A 20,449-nucleotide genomic window follows, 5' to 3' on the forward strand; every position below is an offset into this window, starting at 1 on the left:
GAATCTCAGTTCAGTCTTGATTCCGTGATCGACACAAAACCAATGTGGGAGCCAGCCTGCTGGCGATGAGGCCGGTATGGGCGCTCTAGATCAACGTCTCGATACGCAGTGAGTTAGTCGACCCAGGCTGCCCAAACGGCACACCCGCCGTGATCAATAACGTGTCCCCACGCTTGGCCATCCCTTGCGCCTGCGCAATTTCCAGCGCCGTCGAGCACACCTCGTCCACCTGCCGCAGCCGATCATTGACCACCGAATGCACGCCCCACGCCACGGTCAAGCGGCGCGCGGTCTGCAGGTTCGGCGTCAGGTTCAGGATTGGCACCGTCGGCCGCTCCCGCGCCGCACGCAGACTCGACGTCCCCGACTCGCTGTAATTGACCAGCACCGCCACCGGCAGCACATTGCTGATGCGCCGGATTGCGCAGCTGATCGCATCAGAAACGGTCGCCTCAGCCTTCGGCCGGCTCACGTCCAGTTGTGCTTGATAATCCGGACCGTTTTCCACCTGGCGAATGATCTTGCTCATCATCTGCACGGCTTCCAGCGGGTACTCGCCGGACGCGGTTTCCGCCGACAGCATCACCGCATCGGCGCCTTCGGCCACGGCGTTGGCCACATCAGTGACTTCGGCGCGGGTCGGGGCAGGGGAGAAGCGCATCGATTCGAGCATCTGCGTCGCCACCACCACCGGTTTGCCGAGTTCGCGGCAGAGGCTGATGATGTTTTTCTGGATCTGCGGCACGCTTTCGGCCGGCACTTCCACGCCGAGGTCACCGCGAGCGACCATGATCGCGTCGCTCAATTCGGCGATTTCCCGCAGCTGAGTCACCGCCGATGGCTTCTCGATCTTGGCCATCAAAAACGCTTTGTCGCCGATCAGTTCGCGGGCTTCGCGGATGTCTTCCGGACGCTGCACGAACGACAGCGCGACCCAGTCCACACCCAGCTCCAGACCGAAACTCAAGTCGCGACGATCCTTGGCGGTCAGCGGGCTCAGTTCCAGCACCGCTTGCGGCACGTTCACCCCTTTGCGATCCGACAGTTCGCCGCCGTTGAGCACCGTGGTGTCGATCGCGTCGGCGTACTTGGTGACCACGCGAAGGCGCAGTTTGCCGTCGTCGAGCAGCAGGTCCATGCCGGGTTCCAGTGCGGCGATGATTTCCGGGTGGGGCAGGTTGACCCGACGTTGATCGCCCGGCGTCGGGTCGAGGTCCAGGCGCAGGGCCTGGCCGCGATGCAGTTGCACTTTGCCTTCGGCGAACTTGCCGACCCGCAGTTTCGGGCCTTGCAGGTCCATCAGGATGCCCAGCGGGTAATTCAGCTGGCGCTCGACCTCACGAATCCACTGATAACGCTGAGCGTGGTCGGCGTGATCGCCGTGGCTGAAGTTCAGGCGAAAGATGTTGACCCCGGCCTGCACCAGCTCACGGATGTCATCGATCCCGTCGGTGGCAGGGCCGAGGGTGGCGAGGATTTTAACCTTCTTGTCAGGCGTCATTTTCAGGGCTCTCGAGGATCAGGATGGCGCGGAAGTCGTTGACGTTGGTGCGGGTCGGTTCGGTGACGATCAGTGCGTCCAGCGCCTCGAAATAACCGTAGCCATTGTTGTTGTCCAACTCGTCGCTGGCGCTCAAACCGAGGGCGGCGGCGCGGGCGTAGCTGTCCGGGGTCATGATCGCGCCGGCGTTGTCTTCGGAGCCGTCGATACCGTCGGTGTCACCGGCCAGGGCGTAGACGCCGGGCAGGCCTTTGAGGCTGTCGGTCAGGCTCAACAGGAATTCGGCGTTGCGTCCGCCACGGCCATTGCCGCGCACGGTGACGGTGGTTTCACCGCCCGAGAGGATCACGCAGGGTGCCGCCAGCGGTTGACCGTGCAGCACGACCTGACGAGCGATGCCGGCATGAACCTTGGCCACTTCGCGGGATTCGCCTTCCAGGTCACCGAGTATCAATGGGCTGAAACCAGCCTGACAGGCTTTCACCGCGGCCGCTTCAAGGGATTGCTGGGGACGGGCGATCAACTGGAAGTGGCTGCGCGCCAGGCTCGGATCGCCGGGTTTGACCGTCTCCGATTCCGGGCTCTGCAGCCAGTTGCGCACCGAGGCTGGAACGTCGATGCCGTAGCGCTTGAGGATCGCCAGGGCTTCAGCCGAAGTGCTCGGGTCGGCCACGGTGGGGCCGGAGGCGATGACCGTGGCGAGGTCGCCCGGCACATCGGAAATCGCGTAGGTATAAACAGTGGCCGGCCAGCAGGCTTTGCCGAGGCGGCCGCCCTTGATCGCCGAGAGGTGCTTGCGCACGCAATTCATCTCGCCGATGGTGGCGCCGGATTTGAGCAGGGCTTTGTTGATCGATTGCTTGTCGGCCAGGGTGATTCCTTTTGCCGGAAGGGCGAGCAACGCAGAACCACCGCCCGAGAGCAGGAAGATCACGCGGTCGTCTTCAGTCAGGTTGCTGACCAGTTCAAATACACGCTTGGCGACGGCTTGACCGGCCGCGTCAGGCACCGGGTGAGCGGCTTCGACGACTTCGATTTTTTCGCACGGGGCGCCGTGACCGTAACGCGTCACCACCAGACCGGACACTTCACCCTGCCAGCAACGCTCGACGACCTGAGCCATGGCGGCCGCGGCTTTGCCGGCGCCAATGACGATCACCCGACCGCTGCGATCTTTGGGCAAATGGGCTTCGAGGACTTGTTGCGGATGGGCCGCGTCGATGGCTGTGGCAAACAGCTCGCGCAGGAATTGTTGCGGATTGACCGACATGGCGGGCTCCCGGATTTCTTGTTATTGGAGGGCAACTCGGTTCCCTGTGGGAGCTAGCCTGCTAGCGATTCAGGCGCCGAGGTCTATCAGACACACCGCGTCGATTTCATCGCTAGCAGGCTAGCTCCCACAGGTTTTATGCAGGGCTTACTTATCGCGAATCGAGAAGTTCGCCATGTGTTCCAGGCCTTTGATCAGCGCCGAGTGGTCCCAGTTGCTGCCGCCGATGGCCGCGCAGGTGCTGAACACTTGCTGGGTGTTGGCGGTGTTCGGCAGATTGATGCCCAACTCGCGTGCGCCGGCCAGGGCCAGGTTCAAATCCTTCTGGTGCAGGCTGATGCGGAAGCCCGGGTCGAAGGTGCCTTTGATCATGCGCTCGCCGTGTACTTCAAGGATCTTCGACGAAGCGAAACCGCCCATCAGCGCTTCACGGACCTTGGCTGGATCGGCACCGTTTTTCGCGGCGAACAGCAGGGCTTCGGCCACGGCCTGGATGTTCAGCGCGACGATGATCTGGTTCGCCACTTTCGCGGTTTGACCGTCGCCGTTACCACCGACCAGGGTGATGTTCTTGCCCATGGCCTGGAACAGCGGCAGTACGCGTTCGAAGGCATCGGCATCGCCGCCGACCATGATGCTCAGGGTAGCGGCCTTGGCGCCGACTTCACCGCCAGACACGGGTGCATCGAGGTACTGCGCGCCTTTTTCGTTGACCTTGGCCGCGAAGGCTTTGGTGGCAGTCGGCGAGATCGAGCTCATGTCGATGACGATTTTGCCTTTGCCCACGCCGGCCGCAACGCCGTCGGCGCGGAACAGCACGTCGTCGACCTGTGGGGTATCCGGCACCATGATGATGATGACTTCAGCTTCCTGGGCGACTTCTTTCGGGTTCGCCAGGGCGACGGCGCCACCGGCGATCAGGTCGGCAGGCGCGGCGTCGTGGTGCGCCGACAGGAACAGGCTGTGACCGGCTTTCTGCAGGTTCAACGCCATTGGGTGGCCCATGATGCCGGTGCCGATAAATCCGATTTTAGCCATGAGAAATTCCTCTTTTTTATTGCTCTGTTCGCAAAATTCGTGGGGTTTCAGCGAGGACGCCTTCGCGGGCAAGCCTCGCTCCTACAGACAACCCGGCCCCCTGTAGGAGCGAGGCTTGCCCGCGAAGAACGATGACGCGGTGTCAGATCAGATCGCGTTATGGGTTTTCAGCCAGCCCAGTCCCGCTTCAGTCGTGGTCAGCGGCTTGTATTCACAGCCAACCCAACCCTGATAACCGATGCGGTCAAGGTGCTCGAACAGGAAGCGGTAGTTGATTTCACCGGTGCCCGGTTCGTTGCGCCCTGGGTTGTCCGCCAGCTGCACATGGTTGATCTCACCCAAGTGCGATTGCAGAGTGCGGGCCAGGTCGCCCTCCATGATTTGCATGTGGTAGATGTCGTATTGCAGGAGCAGGTTGGCGCTGCCGACCTGTTCGCGAATCGACAGGGCTTGCGCCGTGTTGTTCAGGTAGAAACCCGGGATGTCGCGGGTGTTGATCGCTTCCATCACCAGTTTGATGCCCGCCGCTTGCAGCTTGTCGGCGGCGTACTTGAGGTTGGCGACAAAGGTTTTTTCCACGGTGGCATCGTCGACGCCTTGTGGACGAATACCGGCCAGGCAGTTGACCTGGGTGTTGCCCAGTACTTGTGCGTAAGCGATCGCCAGATCGACACCGGCGCGGAACTCTTCAACCCGGTCCGGCAGGCACGCGATACCGCGTTCGCCTTTGGCCCAGTCACCGGCCGGCAGGTTGAACAGCACTTGGGTCAGGCCGTTGGCGTCGAGCTTGGCCTTGATCTCGGCGGAGCTGAAATCGTAGGGGAACAGGTACTCGACACCACTGAAACCGGCCTTGGCGGCCGCTTCGAAACGGGCAAGAAAATCCTGCTCAGTGAACAGCATGGACAGGTTGGCTGCGAAACGCGGCATGGTGGTCTCCCGAAAGTATGTGCAGATCCCCTGTGGGAGCCAGCCTGCTGGCGATAGCGGTGGGACAGTCAACATCAATGTTGAATGTGCCGGCCTCATCGCGAGCAGGCTCGCTCCCACAAGGAGAGCGGTCAGCAGTTAATCAAGCAACGAAATCGCCGTTGGCGCATCGTTGCCGACCAGCGCCAGGTCTTCGAATTCGTTGACGGCGTTGATCTCGGTGCCCATGGAAATGTTGGTCACGCGCTCCAGGATAATCTCGACGATCACCGGCACCTTGAACTCTTCGATCAGCTCCTGGGCCTTGCGCAATGCAGGCTGGATCTGACCCGGTTCGAACACACGCAGCGCCTTGCAGCCGAGGCCTTCGGCGACCGCGACGTGGTCGACACCGTAACCGTTGAGTTCCGGAGCGTTCAGGTTATCGAAGGACAGCTGCACGCAGTAGTCCATGTCGAAACCGCGCTGAGCCTGACGAATCAGCCCCAGGTATGAATTGTTTACCACAACGTGGATGTACGGCAGCTTGAACTGCGCGCCCACCGCCAACTCTTCGATCATGAACTGGAAATCATAGTCGCCCGACAGCGCCACGACCTTGCGGGTCGGATCGGCCTTGACCACGCCCAGTGCTGCCGGAATGGTCCAACCCAGAGGGCCGGCCTGACCGCAGTTGATCCAGTGACGCGGCTTGTAGACGTGCAGGAACTGCGCGCCGGCAATCTGCGACAAACCGATGGTGCTGACGTAGCAGGTGTCCTTGCCGAACACCTGGTTCATCTCTTCGTAAACCCGTTGCGGCTTGACCGGCACATTGTCGAAGTGAGTCTTGCGCTGCAGGCTGGCCTTGCGCTGCTGGCAGTCTTGCAGCCAGGCGCTGCGGTTTTTCAGCTTGCCGGCGGCTTGCCATTCGCGAGCGACTTCGATGAACACGGTCAGCGCGGCAGCGGCGTCGGAGACGATGCCCAGGTCCGGGTTGAATACGCGGCCGATTTGAGTCGGCTCGATGTCGACGTGAATGAACTTGCGGCCTTCGGTGTACACATCGATCGAACCGGTGTGACGGTTGGCCCAACGGTTACCGACGCCCAATACCACGTCGGACTTCAGCAGGGTGGCGTTGCCGTAACGGTGCGACGTCTGCAAGCCCACCATGCCGACCATCAGCGGGTGGTCGTCCGGGATTGTGCCCCAGCCCATCAGGGTCGGGATCACCGGAATACCGGTCAACTCGGCAAACTCCACCAGCAACTCGCTGGCGTCGGCATTGATGATGCCACCACCGGCCACCAGCAGCGGGCGCTCGGCCTGATCGAGCATGGCCAGGGCCTTCTCGATTTGCACGCGGTTAGCGGTTGGCTTGGCCAGCGGCAGTGGCTCGTAGGCGTCGATGTCGAATTCGATTTCGGCCATCTGCACGTCGAACGGCAGGTCGATCAGCACTGGGCCTGGGCGGCCGGAGCGCATTTCGTAGAAGGCTTTCTGGAACGCATACGGCACCTGGCCCGGCTCCATGACGGTGGTTGCCCACTTGGTCACTGGCTTGACGATGGTGGTGATGTCGACGGCCTGGAAGTCTTCCTTGTGCATACGGGCGCGGGGGGCTTGCCCGGTGATGCACAGAATCGGGATCGAGTCGGCCGAGGCGCTGTAGAGCCCGGTGACCATGTCGGTACCGGCCGGGCCGGAAGTGCCGATGCACACGCCGATGTTGCCGGCCTTGGTGCGGGTGTAGCCCTCGGCCATGTGCGAGGCACCTTCAACGTGGCGCGCGAGGACGTGATCGATGCCACCGACCTTCTGCAAGGCGTTGTACAGCGGGTTGATCGCGGCGCCCGGGATGCCAAAAGCGGTATCAACCCCTTCGCGGCGCATCACCAGAACGGCGGCTTCGATTGCTCTCATTTTGCTCATTGTTTTGTGCCTCTTACGTTTTGTAATTGTATACAAGTGGCTTTGCGCAGAGTGTATTCACGGCGGACGGCGCAGGTCAATCCATTTTCTCAAGCGACTGTTTCATTCGTCGGAAGCCCGTGCTGCTGTGGCTTTTCGTCGCATGTGGCGCTTTTCGAGAATTATTGTATACAAAAAAATAACTCATTGTGTTCTATTTGTTGCATCGGACTGCGGCGCAAGCGCGCAGTCCCTCCGCTTTCCCTATAACAAAATGAGGACGGCACCATGAGCGCTTTAACCTTGAAAGTTGCAGTCAACCTGATCAATCAGGCCATTACCGCAGGGCGTGCAATCTCTGCGGCTCCACTGACCATCGCGGTCCTGGATGCCGGCGGGCACCTGATTACCCTGCAACGCGAAGACGGCGCCAGCCTGCTGCGCCCGCAGGTCGCCATCGGCAAAGCCTGGGGCGCCATCGCCCTCGGCAAGGGTTCACGCCTGTTGGCACTGGACGCCCAACAACGCCCGGCCTTCTTCGCTGCGTTAAACAGCCTGGGGCAGGGCAGCGTCGTGCCGGCACCGGGCGGTGTGTTGATTCGGGATCAGGACGGCAACGTGCTGGGGGCGGTGGGGATCAGCGGGGATCTGTCGGATGTTGACGAGCAGTGTGCGATCAGTGCGATTGAGGCGGTGGGGTTGCGGGCGGATGCGGGGGTGAGTGCTTGATCAATGGGTGATTGATCTACCGCTATCGCCAGCAGGCTGGCTCCCACAGGGGATGTTTGTCGAGCGCGAATTTTGTGTTCACAGAGATCCAGTGTGGGAGCTAGCCTGCTAGCGATGACGGACTACCAGACACATCCAGCTAAATGTCTGCCCCGCCCTTGGGTGATATCAGGTCTAGCCTTCCAGATGAATTAATCATGCAAGGGGCAAAGGAATGCCTGATCTACCCGCTTCAAATCGCTTGCGCATCGGCCGTTGTACCGAACAGAACCGCATCTATCTCTTAACAACAAACACACTCGACCGAGAGCCTGTTTTCAAGGACTTTACCTTGGGCAGATTAGTCGTCTCGCAATTTCGCGCTGCGCAGGACCAGGGTTGTGCAAACTCACTGGCCTGGGTCGTCATGCCGGATCATTTTCATTGGTTGATCGAATTGCAGCAGGGTTCGCTGGGCGGACTGATGCAAAGGACCAAGTCTTTGAGTACCAAGGCAGTGAATCTGTCTGCCGGCCGTAGGGCCAGTCTTTGGCAGCGAGGTTTTCATGATCGAGCGCTGCGTCGTGAAGAGGACTTGGTAAAGGTTGCCCGGTATGTTGTGGCCAACCCGTTGCGGGCCGGGTTGGTCGGGCGGCTTGGTGACTATCCACTGTGGGATGCTATCTGGGTTTGATCCAAAACCGAGCTGCCCCCATCGCCAGCAGGCTGGCTCCCACAGGTGGATTGTCTGAATGTCAGAGATCCACTGTGGGAGCCAGCCTGCTGGCGATAGGGCACCGCGGTCTACCTGTCCGGCTCACACCCCTTAAGCACCAACCGAATTATCGTCTGCGCCGCCGCTTCGTAATCCTCTTCATCCAGCTTGGCCTTGCCAGTGATGGCAGTGATCTGCCAGTCAAAGTCGGCATACGTCTGGGTCGCGGCCCAGATGCTGAACATCAGGTGGTTAGGATCAATCGGGGCGATTTGCCCGCGGTCGATCCAGGTCTGGATGCAGTCGATGTTGTGCTTGGCCTGGCCGTTGAGCTGTTCGACCAGGTCGGCGCTCAGGTGCGGGGCGCCGTGCATGATTTCGCTGGCGAACACTTTGGAGGCGAAGGGCAAGTCGCGGGAGATGCGGATTTTCGAGCGAATGTAGCCGCTCAGCACTTCGCTGGGCACACCGTCGGCGTTGAACGGCGTCGAGGCCTGCAAGATGGGCTCGATGATGCTTTCCAGGACCTCGCGGTAGAGGTTTTCCTTGGATTTGAAGTAGTAGTACACGTTGGGCTTGGGCAGTCCCGCCTTGGCTGCGATGTCACTGGTTTTGGTCGCAGCGAAGCCCTTGTCCGCAAATTCTTCACTGGCGGCACGCAGGATCAGTTCTTTGTTGCGCTCGCGGATAGTGCTCATAAACCAGGGGGTTCCTTGCCTGTTCTGGCGGTTGCGCATGGTAGCACCGGGCTCGCGCGGCGCTCAAGAATGCCCCGTGCGGCGCTCGGCCGCGCTATGCTGCGCGGCATTCATTCAAGAAGGAAACCTGATTCATGGCAGGAAGCAGTTTGCTGTTGCTGATCGACGACATTGCCGCGGTACTCGACGATGTGGCGTTGATGACCAAGATGGCCGCCAAGAAGACCGCCGGCGTGCTCGGCGACGATCTGGCGCTCAATGCCCAACAGGTTTCCGGTGTGCGTGCCGAGCGGGAAATCCCGGTCGTATGGGCGGTGGCCAAGGGCTCGTTTCTCAACAAGCTGATCCTGGTGCCGTCAGCCCTGGCCATCAGTGCATTCATTCCCTGGCTGGTCACGCCGTTGTTGATGATCGGCGGCGCGTATCTGTGCTTTGAAGGTTTCGAGAAACTCGCCCACAAATTCCTGCACAGCAAGGCTGAAGACCAGACCGAACATGCTGAACTGGTCGAGGCCGTGGCCGATCCGGCGGTTGATCTGGTGGCGTTCGAGAAAGACAAGATCAAAGGCGCCATCCGCACCGACTTCATTCTGTCGGCGGAAATCATCGCCATCACCCTTGGCACCGTGGCGGATGCGCCGTTGACCCAGCAGGTCATCGTGCTGTCCGGCATCGCCATCGTCATGACCGTCGGCGTCTATGGCCTGGTGGCGGGCATCGTCAAACTTGATGATCTCGGCCTGTGGCTGACCCAGAAGCCCGGTCAGATGGCGAAAAGCATTGGCGGCGGGATTTTGCGCGCAGCGCCGTACATGATGAAAAGCCTGTCGGTGATCGGGACTGCGGCGATGTTCCTGGTGGGCGGCGGGATTCTGACCCATGGCGTGCCGGTGGTTCATCACTGGATTGAAAGCGTGAGTGCGGGGGCGGGCGGTGCCGGGTTTATCGTGCCGACGTTGCTGAATGCGGTGGCGGGGATTGTGGCCGGTGCCGTTGTGCTGGCCGGTGTGATGTTGGTCAGCAAGATCTACAAGGCGCTGAAAGGCTAGAGCCAGGCACTATCCAAAAATGTGGGAGCGAGCCTGCTCGCGATAGCGGTATAACAGGTAACATTGATGTTGAATGTTATGACCTTATCGCGAGCAGGCTCGCTCCCACAGTAGTTTGTAGTGTTTGAAAAATAATCATTAAAAAGGCCATTCGATCTGCATCGAATGGCCTTTTTTGTTGCCGATGGAATTACTCGGCGATCTGCAACTTGCGCGATTCGGTATATACGTAACGCACTTTCTCGTACTCGAACGGCGAGTTCAGCTGACCGTAGCGGAAGCTGTTCTGGTAGCGCTTGTCGACGCCGCGCAGGACCCAGACCTCAGGATGGTTGGAGCTGACTTCCGAGACGTTCAGGAAGTTGATCGCCGATTCGGCGCTGAAGTCCACCACCAGGCCGCCGGTGTCGCGGATGTTCGAAGGGCCAAGGATCGGCAGCACGAAATAGGCGCCGCCCGGCACACCGTAGAAGCCGAGAGTCTGACCGAAGTCTTCGGCCTGACGTGGCAGGCCCATGGCGGTGGCCGGGTCCCATAGGCCGGCGATGCCGACGGTGGTGTTGAGCAGCAGGCGCGCGGTGGTTTCCATCGAACGCTTGCCTTTGAACTGCAGCAGGCTGTTCATCAGGTTCGGCACATCGCCGATGTTATTGAAGAAGTTGCTGACGCCGGTGCGCAGGAAACTCGGGGTGATGTAGCGATAACCGTCGACCACCGGCAGGAACACCCATTGGTCGAAGCGATAGTTGAAGTGATAAACCCGGCGGTTCCACTCTTCCAGCGGGTCGTAGACGTTCAGCGCATTGAGCGTGGAGCGTTCGAACTCGCGCTGATCCAGCCCCGGGTTGAACTTGAGCTTGCTCAGCGGCTCTTTGAAGCCGTCACTGTCGATAACAACCGGTGCGTTGGCTTTGCTGTTGTCGGCATTGGCGACGCCTGCACAGAGTAACGCTGCGATAAGCAGGAGGTATTTAGCCACGGAAGAACTCCAGCATGGCGTCGCTGTTGACGCGGTAATTAAGGTTGCCGCAATGGCCGCCCAGTGGATAAACGGTCAAACGATCGCCGAAGGTCTTGCGCAGGAAGCCGAGGTCACCCGGGCCGAGGATCACGTCGTCGGCGTTGTGCATGACAGCGATTTTCGGGCTGTCATGCAGGTAATCCTTCAAGGCATACAGGCTGGCCTGATCGATCAGTTGCAGCAGGCTCCCGCCATCGGTTCGTGCACGCCACATCGGGATCACTTGTTCGGTGATGTAGCAGTCGAAGTCGCACTGCAGCGCACGCTTGAGGTACGGCGTGAGGCTGGTGCCTTCGGTGATCGGGGTTTTCGGCGGGGTGATCAGGCCACGACGGTTGATCAGGTCCGAGGTGAAGGCAATGTCGGCCGCCGAGAAGCGGAACGAGGTGCCGATCAGCATGGCCATCTGTTCGTTGGTCAGGTGCTGCTTGGACTGCTGGAAGTCGTAGAGCAGAGCATCGTTGAGGTCGATGTAGCCTTTTTGCTGGAAGTAGCGGGTCAGTTTGTTGAGCACCAGTTCATAGAAAGTGGTGCTGTTGTTGATGCCCTTGACCTCGGTCTGGACCAACTTGTCCAGGTTGGTGATCGAGGTGTAAAGGTTGACCGGCGGGTTGAGCAGCAAGACTTTCTTGAAGTTGAAGCTGCGGCGGGTTTCGTCCAGGTGCGCGACGAATGCTGCGTCCAGCGCGCCCAGGCTGTAACCGGTCAGGTAGTAATCGGTAACGTCGACGTTCGGGTTTTGCGCCCGCACGGCCTGCATCACCCGGTACATGTCTTCGGCGTCTTCCTTGGTAATGCCCGGTGTGGCAAAGCGTGACGCCGCGCTCATGAAGTCGAAACTGGTGGGCGACGACAGTTGCACCACGTGATAGCCGGCCTTGTAGTAGAGCTTTTTCAGGTACTCGTTGTGGCTGCTGTCATAACGCGCGCCGGTGCCGGCGATCAGGAAGATCAGCGGGGCTGCCTTGTCCTGCGTGGCAATGCGGTAAGTCAGCTTTTTTACCGGCCAGAAGTTGTCCGGCAGTTCGAATGCACGCTCCGGGCGCAGAGTCACGCTGCGTGTCTGCTGATCGATGTCGTCGTCCAGCGGCAACTCCGGACGCAGATCCGGCGGAGTCGTGGCGATGGTCGCCTCGAACGGGTTGGTCAAGGGGTAGCCATAACTGGCGGCGTCGATATCGACCGCCAGTGCGGACGCACTCAAAATAAGGCCGCCAAACAGGGCGGCGAAGCGCAAGGAACGGAGCATGACTAGATCCCTTAGAGGAAGGTGCCGAATGAAGTTCGCAGGCTATGACCACGGGGTTTGCGCCAAAGTGCCATGCTGCGGCACCAATCAGGCTAATTTCGGATCAATAGTAGCTGGACGATACACTTTGCAGCTATTTCGTGACCAGTTATCTGTTAAGCGCGTTTGCTTACCGCTGTCGGGGGATTAAGCTGGCCGCCGTTTTCGTTTATTGGAGTGCTTCATGTCCCGCCGTCTTCCCGTGATTCTGCTACTCGTTCTGCTGCCGTTATGGCTGGCCGCCAGTTATGGCGCGCGTTATGGATTTATGGAGGATGCGCAGTGGGTTGGCCTCTGCGTGGACGAGGCGAGCCGCTGGGAATGCCAGATTCGTTCGAACCTGGGCTTGATGATTCACTTCAAGGTGTTGGGTTTCGCCGCATTGGCCGCCGCGATCATCGGTTTTGTCGTGCCGGGCCGGGCCGGGTGGTGGCTGGCGGTGCTGGCGCTGGCGTTCGGGTTTCCGGCGCTGGCGTTGTACAACACGACGTTGGCGGTGTTTGCGGTGGTGATTGCCGCTTTGCGTCTGGTCCGGGCGTCTCGTAGCGCCTGACAGTCAGTCATCGCGAGCAGGCTCACTCCCACAGTTGATTTCTGTCGTACACAAGATCTGTGCTCGCCGAAAATCCATTGTGGGAGCGAGCCTGCTCGCGATGAGGCCGGTAGGGGCGCTGAAGATCAGCCCTTGCGAACCCGCAAACAGCGCCACAACGCCGCCGCCATCAACACACTCACCAGCGCCCAACCCCAGGCCTGCTGGTTCTGCAACCCTTCTTGATACAGCTGCGGCGCAATGCCGGCGCCGATGATGAAGGTCAGCAGGGCGATTTCACGGCGCGGCACGTTCACCGGACGGCACAGGTAAACCAGCGCCGGCAGGATGAACGCGACACTCGGGAAGCTGCGATAGCGTGGATCGAACACCAGTTCCAGCATCATCACCGCCGCCGCAAAACCTGCCGCTGCGACCAGCCAGCCCGCTCGACGTTCCAGTGCATTGAACGCCCGCTCACGCCAGCCAGTTCGGGCGCTCAGGGTCAGTGCTGCATGGGCCAGCACCAACAGGTTCAAACCCGTCAGCAACGCCACCCACAACCATTCACTGGCAAAACGCGTGGTGACACGCGCCAGATCGCCCCAGGCGCCAATCGAGCAAGCTGCCAGCGCGCCGAGCAGCGGCAACACCAAGGCAGCACGCGTGGTGCGTACACGCCCGCCAAGGAACAGCGTACCAAGGAAGATCAAACCGCCAACAGCCAGCCACTGCGACCAGTACGGCACGTTCGACACAGGGCCGGCCAGCACGCCTTTGTCCTGACGATCGGCATCGAACAGCCCCCAGTAACCGCCGACCGCACCTTCGCTGGCGCGTTTCCATGGCTGGTCGAAGGCCTCGATCAGGTTGTAATGCCAGCCTTGCTGCTCGGCCATGATGACAAAACCACGGATGAACTTGGCTTCATTGACTCGGCTCGGCAGGGCGGTTTCGCGCTGACGGCCTTCACTGGGCCAGCCGGTTTCGCCAATCACCACGTCTTTAGGTGCGAATTTGTTGCCAAACACCTGACGCACTTCAGCCACATGCTGCAGCGCCGCGTCGATGTTCGAGGGATCGTCTTCCCAGTACGGCAGCAAATGGATGGTCAGGAAATCCACCGCCGGGGCGATTTCCGGGTGCTTGAGCCAAAACTCCCAGACATCCGCGTAAGTGACCGGCTGCTTGACCTGGCTTTTGACTTTGTTGATCAGCTTCGCCAGCTGCGCGCCCGTCACTTCCTTGCGCAAAAGTGTTTCGTTGCCGACGATCACCGAGGTCACCACGTCCGCATTGGCGTTCGCCGAGGCGATCAGCAGGTCGACTTCTTTCTCGGTGTCCACCGGGTTGCTATTGACCCAGGCGCCGATCATCAACTTCAGACCATGCTTGCGCGCCAGAGCGGGCACCGCCTCGAGGCCGGTCATGGAATAGGTGCGGATGCAATCGAAGCTTTTGGCCAGCAGCGCGAGGTCAGCGTCCATGCGCTCGGGGCGCAACTTGAACGGCACGTCGTACGGTGACTGGTCCTTGTCGAACGGGGTGTAGGAGGCACATTGCAGCTTGTGCGTCGCACTCGCGACGTCCGGCAAAATCACCGGTTTGCCGATGCCGTACCAGAAGCCGCCAAGGGCAAACAGCCCCAGCAGACACGCGAAGAGATAAGCCAGAAAAGGAAAGCGGGATGTCGCGGGCATGGTCAGGCCGTCTGGGAGCAAAGGCGCGCATGTTACCTGCATTTGCCCCGCGCTAGGGGCCTTGCATGATTTTGACATGCAAAGTTCGGGCGGATCGGCCGGCGCATCCGAGATGGTCGTGATTAATGGCGTTCTGATGTCGTTTCTCGATGCCTTGAGGTCGCTGACAGCACAGGTTCCGGTTGGCGTCAGGTTGATTATCGACGCATCAGTGCTCTCATAGATAAATCACGCTGATGTTCGAACGAGTTTGCGGTGGGCGTGATGGGGGCGCTGTGCACCATAACAATACGTTGACGCGACTCGGCACCCGTCGAGCGCAGCACTTTCGGGGAAGTAACGATGAAGATGCGACGACTTTTAGGCGCAGGTGCCGCTCTGGTGCTTGCGATTGGCTCCACTATGGCCAATGCCGAGAGCAAAACCCTGAGCATCGGTTACGTTGACGGTTGGTCCGACAGCGTCGCGACCACGCATGTGGCCGCCGAAGTGATCAAGCAGAAGCTGGGTTATGACGTGAAACTGCAAGCCGTCGCCACCGGGATCATGTGGCAGGGTGTGGCCACCGGCAAACTCGACGCCATGTTGTCCGCCTGGCTGCCGGTGACCCACGGCGAATACTGGACCAAGAACAAGGATCAAGTCGTCGATTACGGTCCGAACTTCAAGGATGCAAAAATCGGCTTGATCGTGCCGGAGTACGTCAAGGCCAAAACCATTGACGATCTGAAAACTGACGACACCTTCAAGAAGCGCATCGTCGGCATCGACGCCGGTTCGGGTGTAATGCTCAAGTCCGAACAGGCGATCAAGGATTACGATCTGACCGGCTATCAACTCAAGGCCAGTTCCGGCGCCGGCATGATTGCCGAGCTGACCCGTGCCGAGAAGAAGAACGAATCCATTGCTGTAACCGGTTGGGTGCCGCACTGGATGTTCGCCAAGTGGAAACTGCGCTTCCTGGACGACCCGAAAGGCGTTTATGGCGCGGCTGAAACTGTGAACAACATCGGTAGCAAAGAACTGGCAACCAAAGCACCGGAAGTGGCCAAGTTCCTGAAGAACTTCCAGTGGGCGTCGAAAGACGAAATCGGCGAAGTCATGTTGGCGATTCAAGATGGCGCCAAGCCTGAAACCGCTGCCAAGGACTGGGTGGCCAAACACCCGGAACGCGTTGCAGACTGGATCAAATGATTTGAGCTGACGGCTCTAGTCAGCACCCCTCAAAGGCCCCTTGGCATATTTGCCAAGGGGCCTTTTGCTTTTCCCCTGCTCCCACAATGTTTAGTGGATGCTGAAAAATGGCGATTCTGTCATGTCGTTCTAATACTAAGGTCGTCTGGAACCTGTTCCGCAGCCGCATAGAGTGGATAACGTTCCAACTTTAATCTGTGCTGCGAGGATAAAAACAATGAACGACAGCATTTACCTCTCGATTCAAAACAGCCCGCGCTTCAAGGAGCTGGTTAGTAAGCGAGAAAAGTTCGCCTGGATTCTTTCAGCGATCATGCTTGGGCTTTACTCCGGATTCATCCTTTTGATTGCTTACGGGCCGCATATTCTGGGGGCGAAAATCAGCCCTGAATCTTCGATTACCTGGGGGATACCGATTGGTGTCGGGCTGATTCTTTCGGCTTTTGTCCTGACTGCAATCTACGTGCGACGCGCCAATGGCGAATTCGACGACCTGAACAATCTGATTCTCAAGGAGGCTCAGCAATGATCCGGCGTCTATTGGCTTTATTGAGTGTTGCAGCATTCGCACCGGGTGCCTGGGCGGCTGAAGCCCTGACCGGCGCCGTTCAGAAACAACCGCTGAACGTTGCCGCGATTCTGATGTTCGTGGCTTTCGTCGGCGCGACTTTGTATATCACCTACTGGGCCTCCAAGAAAAATAACTCGGCGGCCGACTACTATGCGGCCGGCGGCAAGATCACCGGTTTCCAGAATGGTCTGGCGATTGCCGGTGACTACATGTCCGCGGCGTCCTTCCTGGGTATTTCCGCCCTGGTGTTCACTTCCGGCTACGATGGCCTGATCTACTCGATCGGCTTCCTGGTGGGCTGGCCGATCATTCTGTTCCTGATCGCCGAGCGCCTGCGTAACCTGGGTAAGTACACCTTTGCCGACGTGGCGTCCTACCGCCTTGGGCAAACCCAGATTCGCTCGCTGTCCGCTTGCGGTTCGCTGGTGGTGGTGGCGTTCTACCTGATCGCGCAAATGGTCGGGGCCGGCAAGCTGATCCAGTTGCTGTTCGGTCTGGATTACCACGTAGCGGTGATCCTGGTCGGCGTCCTGATGTGCATGTACGTGCTGTTCGGCGGCATGCTGGCGACCACTTGGGTGCAGATCATCAAGGCAGTGCTGTTGCTGTCCGGTGCCTCATTCATGGCGCTGATGGTGATGAAGCACGTCAACTTTGACTTCAACACGCTTTTCTCCGAGGCGATCAAGGTTCACGCCAAAGGCGAAGCAATCATGAGCCCGGGCGGTCTGGTGAAAGATCCGGTTTCCGCGTTCTCCCTCGGCCTGGCACTGATGTTTGGTACCGCAGGCCTGCCGCACATTCTGATGCGCTTCTTCACTGTGAGTGACGCGAAGGAAGCTCGCAAGAGCGTGCTGTATGCAACCGGTTTCATTGGCTACTTCTACATCCTGACCTTCATCATCGGCTTCGGCGCGATCCTGCTGGTCAGCACCAATCCGGCCTTTAAAGATGCGGCTGGCGCGCTGTTGGGCGGTAACAACATGGCGGCGGTGCACCTGGCCAACGCGGTGGGTGGCAGTATTTTCCTGGGCTTCATCTCGGCGGTAGCGTTCGCGACCATTCTGGCAGTGGTTGCCGGTTTGACCCTTGCCGGTGCTTCGGCGGTGTCTCACGACCTGTATGCCAGCGTGATCAAGAAAGGCAAGGCCAACGAGAAGGACGAGATACGTGTCTCGAAAATCACTACCATCGCTTTGGCGGTGCTGGCGATCGGTCTTGGCATTCTGTTCGAAAGCCAGAACATCGCGTTCATGGTGGGCCTGGCGTTCTCCATCGCGGCGAGCTGTAACTTCCCGGTGCTGCTGCTTTCCATGTACTGGAAGAAGCTGACCACTCGTGGTGCGATGATCGGTGGCTGGTTGGGTCTGGTGAGTGCGGTTGGTTTGATGGTGCTTGGGCCAACCATTTGGGTGCAGATCCTGCATCACGAGAAGGCTATCTTCCCGTATGAGTACCCGGCGCTGTTCTCGATGGCTATTGCGTTTATCGGGATCTGGTTCTTCTCGATCACTGACAAGTCCGCGGCTGGCGCTAATGAGCGGGCGCTGTTCTTCCCGCAGTTTGTTCGTTCGCAGACCGGTCTGGGGGCGAGTGGGGCGGTTTCTCACTAAGGCTTCGAGGTTGTCTGTGTAAGTGCGTTAAACGAAAAATGCCCCGGTCGAGAGATCGGGGCATTTTTTTTTGGCGTTGCTTTGACTCTGTGGGAGCTGGCCTGCCAGCGATGGCGGCCTGATAGCCGACCATGTTCTTGCTTTCCGGGTACATATCCATTCCTGCGGTAACGGCGGCTGGCGGTTTCGCCCTTACGGCGACTCACTTTTTTTACAAGCGCCTAAAAAAAGTAAGCAAAAAAACGCTCGCCCCAAGCGTCCGGCCCCTCGCTTAGGCTCGGCGTTCCTTCGTTCCGGTATCCATCCGGGGACACTGCCCTCCGGTTGGCTTCGCTGCACCTACATGCAGCGTGTTCGACTGCGTCGAACGGCGCTACGCGCCACTCCCCGGATGAACACCTCCACTCAGCCTCCCGAAGGGGCGGGTGGATCAAGATCAAAAGCAGGCGAGCTAACGCTCGGCCTGATGAGTGGTGAGAAGCAAACGCCGCACGCTGCTCTGCTTGCTTTTTGTAGGAGCGAGCGGTTCGGCGTCCCGACTTGCCCGCGAAGGCGGCCTGTCAGCCGACCAATTTCTTGCAGGTGTACATGAATCCTCTGTGGGAGTGAGCCTGCTCGCGATGGCGGTGTGTCAGGCAAAGCAATGTTGATCTAACTACCGCTATCGCGAGCAGGCTCGCTCCTACAGGTGTGAGGATGCTTTGGCTTTGGCTTTGGCTTTAGCTTTGGCTTTGGCTTTTGATTTTGATCTTGATCTTGATCTTGATCTTGATTCAGCTTTTGATCTATCGCCCCTTCGGCAGGCCGAGCGTAGGTGTTCATCAGGGGGTTAGGCGCGTAGCGCCGTGCGGCGAAGCCGCACACATCGAGAGGAGGTCGTCGCGAAGCAGACCGTAGGCGATGCCCCCTGATGGACACCGTAGCGAGGGAACGCGGAGCCTCAGCGAGGCGCCGTACGCCGGGGCGAAGCCTTTTGCTTACTTTTTGCTGGGCCGGCACTCCGGCGTTTGGAAAAGTGAGTCGCTGTAAGAGCGAAACCATAAGACGCCGTTACCGCAGAAACGGATATACACCTAACCCAAAACCCAGTCGGCCCTCAGGCCGCTGAGACCACTGAGGCCACACAAACAAAAACGGCCTCTATATAAATAGAGGCCGTTCCCGGTAAAACTTAAGACGTTATCGCAAGACAGGTCTTATTTGCGGTCTTCCAGCTTGGTAATGTCACGCGACTCGTAGCCGGTGTACAACTGGCGCGGACGGCCAATCTTGTACGGGCTGGAGAGCATTTCTTTCCAGTGGGAGATCCAGCCGACAGTCCGCGCCAGGGCGAAGATCACGGTGAACATGCTGGTTGGAATGCCGATCGCCTTGAGGATGATCCCCGAGTAGAAGTCGACGTTCGGGTACAGCGAGCGTTCGATGAAGTACGGGTCGGTCAGGGCGATCTCTTCCAGGCGCATGGCCAGTTCGAGTTGCTTGTCGTGCTTGATGCCCAGTTCCTTCAGTACTTCGTCGCAAGTCTGCTTCATGACGGTGGCGCGTGGGTCGCGGTTTTTGTAAACCCGGTGACCGAAGCCCATCAGCTTGAACGGATCATTCTTGTCCTTGGCCTTGGCGATGTACTTGTCGATGTTCGAGACATCGCCAATTTCATCGAGCATGGTCAGAACAGCTTCGTTCGCGCCGCCGTGGGCAGGGCCCCACAGTGCAGCGATGCCGGCGGCGATACAGGCGAACGGGTTGGCACCCGAAGAGCCGGCCAGGCGTACGGTGGACGTCGATGCGTTCTGTTCGTGGTCGGCATGGAGGATGAAGATCCGGTCCATGGCCTTGGCGAGTACCGGGCTGATCGGTTTGATCTCGCACGGGGTGTTGAACATCATGTGCAGGAAGTTTTCCGCGTACGTCAGGTCGTTGCGCGGGTACATCATGGGTTGGCCCATGGAGTACTTGTAAACCATCGCTGCCAGGGTCGGCATCTTGGCAACCAGGCGGATCGCGGAGATTTCGCGATGCTGCGGGTTATTGATGTCGAGGGAGTCGTGGTAGAAGGCCGAGAGGGCGCCGACTACGCCGCACATGACGGCCATTGGGTGGGCGTCGCGGCGGAAGCCGTTGAAGAAGGTCTTCAGCTGCTCGTGAACCATGGTGTGGTTCTTAACGGTGCTGACGAACTGGGCCTTCTGTTCTGCGGTCGGCAATTCGCCGTTGAGCAGCAGATAGCAGGTTTCCAGGTAGTCCGACTTTTCAGCCAGCTGTTCGATCGGGTAACCGCGGTGCAGCAGAATGCCGTTGTCGCCGTCGATATAGGTGATCTTCGACTCGCAGGAAGCTGTCGACATGAAACCAGGGTCAAAGGTGAAACGGCCCGTGGCCGTCAGGCCCCGAACATCAATAACATCGGGACCAACGGTGCCGGTTAAAATGGGCAGCTCGACGGGGGCTGCGCCCTCGATGATCAACTGCGCTTTTTTGTCAGCCATGTGGCCTCCTATTTATGCTTGAAATCATCAGACAGACCCCCCACGCAGGGCCCGCACCACTATAGTGAGATAAATTCGAATGTCAATTTGCCTAAAGTCTTGCTCCAGAAGGCTTTAACCGGACTTTTTCCTCGAAATTGACTGCCATTTACGCCTTTTATCCAACTTGTGCAATGAGCTATTAGGGGAAGGTGAACGCGTTGTCATTAGTAGCCTAACTGTCTATACTCGGCCACCGACCG

At 59.2% G+C, this 20,449-nt stretch carries 17 protein-coding genes; 7 read left to right on the forward strand and 10 right to left on the reverse strand.

The genetic code is table 11. The features are described 5' to 3' along the window. Positions 1–85 precede the first annotated feature (85 nt). The 5 genes from pyk to gcl all read right to left on the reverse strand — a co-directional run bounded on the left by pyk (position 86) and on the right by gcl (position 6,653). Complete coding sequence (pyk, locus tag ACA070_RS08225) at positions 86–1,501, reverse strand: pyruvate kinase (protein ID WP_497309254.1); 1,416 nt, start codon at positions 1,499–1,501, stop codon at positions 86–88. Continuing rightward, the gene (locus ACA070_RS08230) at positions 1,491–2,771 is read right to left on the reverse strand and encodes a glycerate kinase type-2 family protein (protein WP_497450736.1); all 1,281 of its coding nucleotides are present in this window, start codon (positions 2,769–2,771) and stop codon (positions 1,491–1,493) included. The genes pyk and ACA070_RS08230 overlap by 11 nt, the downstream gene beginning before the upstream one ends. Before the next feature lie 147 nt (positions 2,772–2,918). Beyond that, complete coding sequence (locus ACA070_RS08235; protein ID WP_497450737.1) at positions 2,919–3,809, reverse strand: 2-hydroxy-3-oxopropionate reductase; 891 nt, start codon at positions 3,807–3,809, stop codon at positions 2,919–2,921. Between the two features lie 147 nt (positions 3,810–3,956). Beyond that, positions 3,957–4,739 (reverse strand): hydroxypyruvate isomerase, encoded by a 783-nt coding sequence (gene hyi, locus ACA070_RS08240; RefSeq protein WP_497450738.1) that lies wholly within the window; start codon positions 4,737–4,739, stop codon positions 3,957–3,959. 138 nt (positions 4,740–4,877) lie between these two features. Beyond that, the gene (gcl, locus tag ACA070_RS08245; RefSeq protein WP_462026215.1) at positions 4,878–6,653 is read right to left on the reverse strand and encodes a glyoxylate carboligase; all 1,776 of its coding nucleotides are present in this window, start codon (positions 6,651–6,653) and stop codon (positions 4,878–4,880) included. A gap of 267 nt (positions 6,654–6,920) precedes the next feature. On the opposite strand from gcl, the gene ACA070_RS08250 reads away from it, so the two are divergent. Both ACA070_RS08250 and ACA070_RS08255 read left to right on the forward strand, forming a co-directional pair. Continuing rightward, a complete protein-coding gene (locus ACA070_RS08250; protein WP_497450739.1) occupies positions 6,921–7,361 on the forward strand; it encodes a GlcG/HbpS family heme-binding protein in 441 nt (146 codons plus the stop codon). A 214-nt stretch (positions 7,362–7,575) separates the two neighbouring features. Next, entirely contained in the window at positions 7,576–8,034 is a 459-nt protein-coding gene (locus ACA070_RS08255; protein ID WP_497450740.1) for an REP-associated tyrosine transposase, read from the forward strand. 110 nt (positions 8,035–8,144) lie between these two features. Here the strand turns inward: ACA070_RS08255 and ACA070_RS08260 are convergent, their stop codons facing one another. Next, positions 8,145–8,753, reverse strand: coding sequence for a TetR/AcrR family transcriptional regulator (locus ACA070_RS08260; protein ID WP_414906045.1), 609 nt, complete (start codon positions 8,751–8,753; stop codon positions 8,145–8,147). A gap of 134 nt (positions 8,754–8,887) precedes the next feature. Here ACA070_RS08260 and ACA070_RS08265 point away from each other — a divergent pair, with 134 nt between their 5' ends. Continuing rightward, positions 8,888–9,802, forward strand: coding sequence for a DUF808 domain-containing protein (locus tag ACA070_RS08265; protein WP_497450741.1), 915 nt, complete (start codon positions 8,888–8,890; stop codon positions 9,800–9,802). A 190-nt stretch (positions 9,803–9,992) separates the two neighbouring features. Here ACA070_RS08265 and ACA070_RS08270 read toward each other — a convergent pair whose 3' ends face one another. Next, positions 9,993–10,781, reverse strand: a complete 789-nt coding sequence (locus ACA070_RS08270; protein WP_461984985.1) for an MlaA family lipoprotein — start codon at positions 10,779–10,781, stop codon at positions 9,993–9,995. After that, entirely contained in the window at positions 10,774–12,072 is a 1,299-nt protein-coding gene (locus tag ACA070_RS08275) for a serine/threonine protein kinase (RefSeq protein ID WP_497450742.1), read from the reverse strand. Before ACA070_RS08275 ends, ACA070_RS08270 begins: the two co-directional genes overlap by 8 nt. Before the next feature lie 223 nt (positions 12,073–12,295). On the opposite strand from ACA070_RS08275, the gene ACA070_RS08280 reads away from it, so the two are divergent. Next, positions 12,296–12,664: a hypothetical protein gene (locus ACA070_RS08280; protein ID WP_497450743.1), complete on the forward strand. Its 369-nt coding sequence runs from the start codon at positions 12,296–12,298 to the stop codon at positions 12,662–12,664. Between the two features lie 125 nt (positions 12,665–12,789). Here the strand turns inward: ACA070_RS08280 and ACA070_RS08285 are convergent, their stop codons facing one another. Beyond that, a complete protein-coding gene (locus ACA070_RS08285) occupies positions 12,790–14,385 on the reverse strand; it encodes a glycoside hydrolase family 17 protein (RefSeq protein ID WP_497450744.1) in 1,596 nt (531 codons plus the stop codon). A gap of 300 nt (positions 14,386–14,685) precedes the next feature. On the opposite strand from ACA070_RS08285, the gene ACA070_RS08290 reads away from it, so the two are divergent. From ACA070_RS08290 to ACA070_RS08300, 3 genes are all read left to right on the forward strand, one after another. Continuing rightward, complete coding sequence (locus tag ACA070_RS08290; protein ID WP_497450745.1) at positions 14,686–15,537, forward strand: glycine betaine ABC transporter substrate-binding protein; 852 nt, start codon at positions 14,686–14,688, stop codon at positions 15,535–15,537. A 217-nt stretch (positions 15,538–15,754) separates the two neighbouring features. Beyond that, positions 15,755–16,066 carry a DUF485 domain-containing protein gene (locus ACA070_RS08295; protein WP_131061562.1) on the forward strand — a complete coding sequence of 104 codons (312 nt, stop codon included), beginning with the start codon at positions 15,755–15,757 and terminating at the stop codon, positions 16,064–16,066. Continuing rightward, positions 16,063–17,721 carry a cation acetate symporter gene (locus ACA070_RS08300; protein WP_497450746.1) on the forward strand — a complete coding sequence of 553 codons (1,659 nt, stop codon included), beginning with the start codon at positions 16,063–16,065 and terminating at the stop codon, positions 17,719–17,721. Before ACA070_RS08295 ends, ACA070_RS08300 begins: the two co-directional genes overlap by 4 nt. 1,196 nt (positions 17,722–18,917) lie before the next feature. On the opposite strand, the gene gltA is transcribed toward ACA070_RS08300, so the two are convergent. Then, positions 18,918–20,207, reverse strand: coding sequence for a citrate synthase (gene gltA, locus ACA070_RS08305; RefSeq protein WP_010456856.1), 1,290 nt, complete (start codon positions 20,205–20,207; stop codon positions 18,918–18,920). Between the last annotated feature and the right edge of the window lie 242 nt (positions 20,208–20,449).

This window comes from Pseudomonas sp. LBUM1678, assembly GCF_059695575.1.